This is a genomic window from Pedobacter sp. (genome assembly GCF_035566355.1).
Classification (GTDB): domain Bacteria; phylum Bacteroidota; class Bacteroidia; order Sphingobacteriales; family Sphingobacteriaceae; genus Pedobacter.
On the sequence record NZ_DATMRL010000134.1, the window covers coordinates 1 to 5144 of the forward strand.

The 5144-nt window shown below is 40.1% G+C and carries 7 protein-coding genes; all 7 read right to left on the bottom strand.

Going from position 1 to position 5144, the window contains the following annotated elements:
* On the bottom strand, positions 1–189 hold a 189-nt coding region (gene tssD / locus VNZ46_RS05275; protein WP_325559076.1), incomplete at its 3' end, for a type VI secretion system tube protein TssD.
* Between the two features lie 220 nt (positions 190–409).
* Positions 410–1138 (bottom strand): hypothetical protein, encoded by a 729-nt coding sequence (locus VNZ46_RS05280; RefSeq protein ID WP_325559077.1) that lies wholly within the window; start codon positions 1136–1138, stop codon positions 410–412.
* 2 nt (positions 1139–1140) lie between these two features.
* Entirely contained in the window at positions 1141–1719 is a 579-nt protein-coding gene (locus VNZ46_RS05285; protein WP_325559078.1) for a hypothetical protein, read from the bottom strand.
* A gap of 14 nt (positions 1720–1733) precedes the next feature.
* Positions 1734–2243, bottom strand: a complete 510-nt coding sequence (locus VNZ46_RS05290) for a hypothetical protein (protein WP_325559079.1) — start codon at positions 2241–2243, stop codon at positions 1734–1736.
* A 7-nt stretch (positions 2244–2250) separates the two neighbouring features.
* Complete coding sequence (locus VNZ46_RS05295; RefSeq protein WP_325559080.1) at positions 2251–2871, bottom strand: hypothetical protein; 621 nt, start codon at positions 2869–2871, stop codon at positions 2251–2253.
* Entirely contained in the window at positions 2861–4222 is a 1362-nt protein-coding gene (locus VNZ46_RS05300; protein WP_325559081.1) for a PAAR-like protein, read from the bottom strand. The genes VNZ46_RS05295 and VNZ46_RS05300 overlap by 11 nt, the downstream gene beginning before the upstream one ends.
* A gap of 1 nt (position 4223) precedes the next feature.
* Positions 4224–5114 (bottom strand): hypothetical protein, encoded by an 891-nt coding sequence (locus tag VNZ46_RS05305; RefSeq protein WP_325559082.1) that lies wholly within the window; start codon positions 5112–5114, stop codon positions 4224–4226.
* Between the last annotated feature and the right edge of the window lie 30 nt (positions 5115–5144).

Consider the following 5144-nt stretch of genomic DNA (forward strand, 5'->3'; position numbering starts at 1 on the left):
GTACTGGTTATTAACCATTGCCTCTACAACAGAGGTGTCTTCAGTGGACTCGATCTCGATGTCGATCGTACCGCCATATACTCCGGAAGAGGGTCTTCCTTTTGCGTCTACATCGCGGTTTAGGGAATACGCACAATGAAGTACATCGTACTCCTTGCCCGAAAAGTCTAATCTTGCTTTGAAAGCCATAACTTTAGTTTTTGGGTGAAATATTATTTATCTATACTGCTAACGGCAAAAACTTTGCCAATAGTATATTATTTCTAAAGAAAGCCCTGAAGTGGAACTGAAGACTGTATTTGAAATGAATACTGATCGTCAGCATTATAGAAAATAGTACAACTGCTTAGTTTAGCTACAGCCTGGGGAAAAAGGCAGCACAAAGGATTTAAAGTTAGCTGCAGCGATCTTATTTTGCCGTTACCCGGTAAACCGCTATTTTAAATACTCCCGGATAAAAATGTACTTCAAATCCTGGCCGGGCAATATTTCTCATCAGATTTCCAGACACATTTTTTTCATTATAGTTGTGCACTTCAATACTGTTTCCCTTTTTAATATAGCCATTTCCAATCATCGTGTCTATATCGAGCGGCTTAACATGGATGCAGCCATGCGATTCAGAAAGAATAACCCGGTTGTTGAAATAGGTATTGGCTTCATCTCCGGGTGTCGTATGAATAAAATCCCCCAGAAACCCTTCCTTTCCGTCCATTTTCCAGTTGTGGTTATTATCGGCATAATACTTCACAGAGATGTGTCCAAAATCATTAAACACCCAACGATCTGGAACAATTAATTTTCCATAATACGTATTGTAAGATCTCTTTATCAAATCAGTTAACTGCTTTTCGAATCCTTTATATCGTCCCCATTGGTCATTAACCGCACTTAACCTCATCCATTTCCCGCCATGTTTTACCATTATAATTTCATTGGTTACACGCATTTCTGTACCCCAGGCTATTCCAGACCAGAACTGGTATTTTCCATGGCTCACATGTTTTTCAATGGCACCAATCACATACCTTCCAGAGCGAGTAGAGGTTTGCATATGCCCGTCATGTCCTAAAACCTCCTTGGAGGGGCCACCGTGGGCATCATATTCGTTAATCTTGACCAGTTTATAAGATGGCATACCTACTCTCCTTTCGATTTAACTATTTCAATGTATACCATCTGATTTTCTGCTTCTTCAGGGAAATGCGCTGCACTTATCTGAAGAAATAATCCTGCTGTTTTATTGCCTAAGTGCTTTTTAAGGTCTATACTTACGGGTGGAGGGCTCTTATGCGCTCTGAATAAGGGCGGCTCAGCCCCAAGTGGGCCAAAATGGTTTGTTAAAGATTTAAAAGTAAGCTGCTTTCCCATGGCTATTGGCAAGGAGATATAGATCCGGTCACTTTGCTTTGAATAATTGCGGTCGTGCAACTTTACATAAACAACAGTATCTGGAACAGCCTTACCTTGCTGGTCCAACATGATTGGAAAGTAAACAGCAAAACTGTCTGCCAGTACTTTAAGTTTTTCCTCACTAAGTCGGCCATCAGCAAAACGATTTGCTGCAGTATCAATAAAAGTAATCAGTTGATCGCTCAGCGTTTTATCTGTAGCCTGATTCCTTGATCCGACAGCAATGTTTTCTTTAGGTGTTGAAGAATGACAGGAAACAACGAGCAGAACTATTAAAGAGAATAAATAGAATATTGTTTTCTTCATGGTTTTACTATACTTTACATGATATTCCCTTGCTGAACAGGAACCTGATTCTGAACTATAAATTCTCTTAAAAAAGGATTGAAGCTGGCTAACTGCTCCGGATATCCTTTTTCCATCGCCAGGTTAATACAATTGAAGCGGTAGCCGTCTTTAAACGTAAAGTGAAAAGCAAGATGTTGTAATTTCACAAATGCCACATCTTCGGCATTGTATTTTTTAATTAAAGAATTATGTTCATCCGTAATGATCAAATAACGATCATAAAGGTTTAAAAATCCATAATTGGTGTTCTTTTTTATCAATAACCAGGCAATAATGACCCAGGGAGCAAGCAAGATTAACATCAATAATGTTAAGGGAGAATGCGCCGGATTGATCCCGGTCAAAGTTTCTATTTGGTTTTGAAAGATAAAAACCAGGACCAGAGTAACAATATAGCCAGCCAGCATGGCGAATCCTATGCCCAGCGTTGTACCCACCGGAATAGGCAGTCTCATTTTGATATTAGCACTTGGTGTATTCATATAACCTCTAAAAAAGCAGTAATAAAATATAAATTAAAACAATAATCAGGCCCACCCCTACGTAGAGTTTGCTTTCCTGATATTTTTGCAAGGCAACAATAAAAAGTACCAGGTTAACAATCAAGGTAAAAAAGATAGTCAAACCGCCTATTTTTTCTCCCAGAGTATAGGTATAAAGTTCAGTTAAATAGCCAATTTCAGAACGACCTTCATGATCTAGCTTCAAATAGATATATGGAATCGTCATCCCATCATTAATTCTTTGCTGATCTGCCCTGAATATATAAAAGGATGCCTTCCTTTCTTCAGCTGGCTTAAGCTTAGGATGTTCCCAATAGATATCAGGTATCATATTGGCAGGCGCGGGCAAATAAATATCTTTTAACTTATCCGCTTTGAACATGCTCCCCAGACCGGAAAAAGTTCTGCTTAAAGTAGCCTTGAACTCGTCAAATTTCTGAATATACTCTGCATCAGATCGGGCTCCCCTGCTGATCTTCTTGGAGACATTCATGGTAGCCGTCATTTTTATCAGTTGTTTATCTGTATCCTTTGTACGCACAATGGTATACACCAAAAATAGAACAGGCAACAACAAGGAAAGGGCAAAGCAAATGTTATATTTCATCTTCAATTACAGTTATAGATTGTCTGGCCGCAGTTTCTGCATTATTTAAAGCATCCTGTAGGCCCTTAAGATCATCAGCGATCAGCCAGTTTCCGCCTGCGCGGATCGCATCCAGCAGCATATTGGTTCCCATTCCCTTCATGATCCCAAAACCATATTTTCCGGTAAACGCTTTGAAAGAACCTTTCAGTATAGACCTGTTGTTAAACTGGGTAGAAAATTCCGTAGTGGTATTCATTCTGGAAATCTCCAGCGTATTTGGGGTACTTCTCATGGAAACAGAACTTTGACTGGAGGATATGGTTGTTCCATTGGGTCTGGCAGGGCTTGCTCCGGGAATCGCATTACTTGATGTTACGGTGGTTTGGCTTGCAGTAACCGTACCCGGAGGTAAAACAGCACCTTCTGAATTTGCAACAAAGACCCTGTTGGTGCCTAACGTCTGTGTGGTTTGCGTTGTTGTATTTAAATTTGTCGTTTGGCTCTTTGCAATATCTTCTGCACTGCCAAGGGCATCTGTAGGAGCACCAACTTTTTTATTTGTGGCAAGATCTACAACATCATCCAGTTTTTTATGATCTGGGTCACTTCCTTTATAGGCCTCCCCGGTTATATAATCATCTACGGATGAACCACCTATTTTTATCTTTTTCTTAGACCAGTCGTATCCGGCATTCAATCCATAAGAGGCCCCTCCCACACTGGTTACGCCCAGTACATGTACAAACCCAGACACTGCACCGTAGGTAACAAAGGTGCCTTTGACAGCCATAAATGCACTTCCAACAGCCGAAGCAATACCACCTGCGATGAAAGCAATTGAAGTGATAGCAGCAACACCAGCAATGGTTTTGCTTCTGTTTAAAGAGGCAAGGGCATCAGCGGCTTCCTTAGAATACATAATCTGAACGGTTCCTCCCAGGAAACATGGTACTATAGATTTATCAATAAGAGCTTTCTTATCTTCAAACGTTACTCTGGGATGAACCGGAGTCCAATCTTTGCTCATCGTTAATATAGCGCAAATGCAAGGCATCATTGCGGTATTCAATCCAACCGCCGCTCCGCCTACGGCTCCTGCAGCCAACATTGCGCCAAGACCTATAGCCAATGTTCCCCCGCTAAGTACAATTGCAGCAGCTATGATTGCGGCAACGATAACACCTATTATTGCACCAGCTATGACCATTTTTGCACAAACAAAATTTGCCCCCGTACGGTCTTTAATTGTTGCAGCCAAACGTCCTTTTGCTATTTTTATGCTACTCTGACTGCTTACTTTTAATTGCTGAGGATTCATCCCATCCGAACAGACCAAATAGGCTTTATCGGGAACATATAATTGTGACATCTTAAATCCTTTTTATAGTGAAATCCGTTTGAAAATATAAACCATCATTCGCCTTTTCTTTAAATACGGCCTGGCAATGCGTTAAGAGCCCTGTAGACAAGTCAAAACTATAATCAGCCTGGTAATCTATTTCATAAGAAAATTTTGGTCCACAAAGCTCTTTATAAGATTGATTATATAATTTTGTCAAATCTGCACCAACAGTTTTTTCAATATAAGCCTTATGACTGCACTGAAAACCCACACTATCTGTTGACTGAAGTGTTTCTTTAATTTGATAAGGAACATGGATACCCTGAAACAGCTGAGAAGAAAATGTGCCCTCTCCTATCAAATGTTCATTTTTCCCCAGTTTTTCTCCTAATACCGGACTAAAAAAAACAGAATATAAAAGGGTTTCTTTTAATGAAGGTAATAAGTCGCCGAATTGTTGATCTCCATTCTTTAAAAGTTCCTGATCTCCGGCTGTATTTTTTAGCGGTTCCAAAACATCCACTTTAATCTCTTCCCACCGTTCAACGATCTCTTCCTGGTTCAGGACCCTTTCAATGCTTCCTTGTTTATTGAGCTTAATAACCAGCTTTTGAGTTGGATAGTTAAAGGCTTTGGAAAACTCTATCATCTCCTTAAAAGCCGGATTCGCATTAAAAACCTCATGATTTTCCACTTCAATATCCACCAGATACCCGTCTTCAAAGCCATCGACAATTTTGAGTATCCAAATGATCTCCGTTTGCACGTCGGTTACCTTTTGCCCCATAGCAAAGAACTGTGTATGATAACGAATTGAAAATCTATGGTTCCGGGAAGGCAGAAGTCTCAATTGAATCCTGTCGGTCTCCCTTGTCTGTTCCACCTCTGGTGGCTCTTCAAAAAATTTAAACCTGCTCATTCATTTACAACATCTAATTAATATCTACAT

Excerpts from the sequence above, each read along its gene's own strand:
- VNZ46_RS05280 (WP_325559077.1), bottom strand. The coding sequence starts at position 1,138 with ATGCCATCTTATAAACTGGTCAAGATTAACGAATATGATGCCCACGGT.
- VNZ46_RS05285 (WP_325559078.1), bottom strand. The coding sequence starts at position 1,719 with ATGAAGAAAACAATATTCTATTTATTCTCTTTAATAGTTCTGCTCGTT.
- VNZ46_RS05290 (WP_325559079.1), bottom strand. The coding sequence starts at position 2,243 with ATGAATACACCAAGTGCTAATATCAAAATGAGACTGCCTATTCCGGTG.
- VNZ46_RS05295 (WP_325559080.1), bottom strand. The coding sequence starts at position 2,871 with ATGAAATATAACATTTGCTTTGCCCTTTCCTTGTTGTTGCCTGTTCTA.
- VNZ46_RS05300 (WP_325559081.1), bottom strand. The coding sequence starts at position 4,222 with ATGTCACAATTATATGTTCCCGATAAAGCCTATTTGGTCTGTTCGGAT.
- VNZ46_RS05305 (WP_325559082.1), bottom strand. The coding sequence starts at position 5,114 with ATGAGCAGGTTTAAATTTTTTGAAGAGCCACCAGAGGTGGAACAGACA.